This window comes from Simplicispira metamorpha, assembly GCF_004341365.1.
Classification (GTDB): Bacteria; Pseudomonadota; Gammaproteobacteria; order Burkholderiales; family Burkholderiaceae_C; genus Simplicispira; species Simplicispira metamorpha.
Window position 1 is genome coordinate 1 of record NZ_SLXH01000060.1, and the last position, 1,450, is coordinate 1,450.

Below are 1,450 nucleotides of genomic sequence, written 5' to 3' on the forward strand. Positions count from 1 at the left end.
CCACCCCTTTCAAGGTGTTTGGAAAGAAACCATCGTAGTCTCCTGATTTCTCTGGAATCAGGAACAAGATGGTCTGGCAAGCAGTGATAGAGCGCTTCGAACAGCAAGCACCCGCCAGCGTGATGGCACGCCTGGCCCTGGAGCAGGCACTGCCAGCGCACTGGATCGATGAAGTGTTCGAGACGCACCGCCAGCGCCAGTACCCGCGCGAGCTGTTGTTCTCCACGGTGGTGGAGCTGATGACGCTGGTGTCCCTGGGCCTGCGGCCCTCGCTGCACGCGGCGGCGCGCAAGCTCGATGAGCGACTGCCGGTGTCACTGGCGGCGCTGTACGACAAAGTCAATCGCTGCGAGCCGCCAGTGCTGCGCGCGCTGGTGCAGGGCAGCGGCCAGCGCCTGGCGTCGGTGGCCGCGTGCCTGCCCGGGCAGGCCTGCTTGCCGGGCTGGCAACTGCGCGTGCTGGACGGCAACCACTTGCCCGCCAGCGACAAGAGGCTGGCCGTGCTGCGCGGCTTTCGCGGCGCAGCGCGCCCGGGCCACACGCTGGTGGTCTACGACCCGGACAGTGCGTTGGTGTGCGACATCGTGGCGTGTGAGGATGCGCATCAAAGCGAACGCGTGGCAGCAGCAACCCTCATTGAGTCGGCCCTGGCGCGCCAGGCATGGATCGCAGACCGGCACTTTTGCACCGAAGCGCTGCTGCGCGGCCTGAGCGAGCGCCAGGCCTGCTTCATCGTGCGCGAGCATGCGCGCCATCCCCGTCTGGCCGAGCGTGGCCCATGGGGCCAATGCACCGACATCGAGACAGGGCGCGTGCGTGAGCAAGGTATCAAACTCAAGAGCTGCAATGGCCAGGAGCAGCCTTGGCGGCGCATTGAGATCGAACTGTCATCGCCCACAGAGTCGGGGGACACGCACATCGCTCTGTGGAGCAACCTGCCCCAGGACATCGAGGCAGCCACCATTGCGCGCTTGTACCGCAAGCGCTGGCGTATCGAAGGCATGTTCCAGCGCCTTGAGTCTGTGCTGCACAGCGAGATCAAGAGTCTGGGCCATCCCCGCGCGGCCCTGCTGGGGTTTGCTGCAGCGGTGCTCGCCTACAACGTGCTGGCCCTGCTCAAGCGTGTGATCGAGCAGGCACACGAGGCCACGCACCCCAAGCTCGATGTGTCCACCTTCCACCTGACGGTGGAGATCAACAGTGGTTATGAAGCGATGGCTTTGGCATTGCCGCCCGAGCATCTGCCGCAAGTTGGCAGCTTGCAGCCGTGCCAGCTCATGGAGCGCTTGTTGCTGCTGGCCGCTCGCCTCAAGCCCAGACAGCTGGCAACCAGCAAGCGTGCGCCCAAACCCAAGGCTCCCAAAGGGTTCGTGGACGGCAGCCTCGCTCGCTCGCATGTGGCAACCGCGCGGGTTATCAAGGCTGGGCGGGAAACACCTTGAAAGGGGTG

1 protein-coding gene is annotated in these 1,450 nt (G+C 65.0%); it reads left to right on the forward strand.

Annotated features, from left to right (window positions below; translation table 11 throughout):
• The first annotated feature begins 122 nt into the window (after positions 1-122).
• Positions 123-1,442, forward strand: coding sequence for an IS4 family transposase (locus EV674_RS17245; protein WP_132750525.1), 1,320 nt, complete (start codon positions 123-125; stop codon positions 1,440-1,442).
• Positions 1,443-1,450 lie beyond the last annotated feature (8 nt).

Excerpts from the sequence above, each read along its gene's own strand:
- EV674_RS17245 (WP_132750525.1), top strand. The coding sequence starts at position 123 with ATGGCACGCCTGGCCCTGGAGCAGGCACTGCCAGCGCACTGGATCGAT.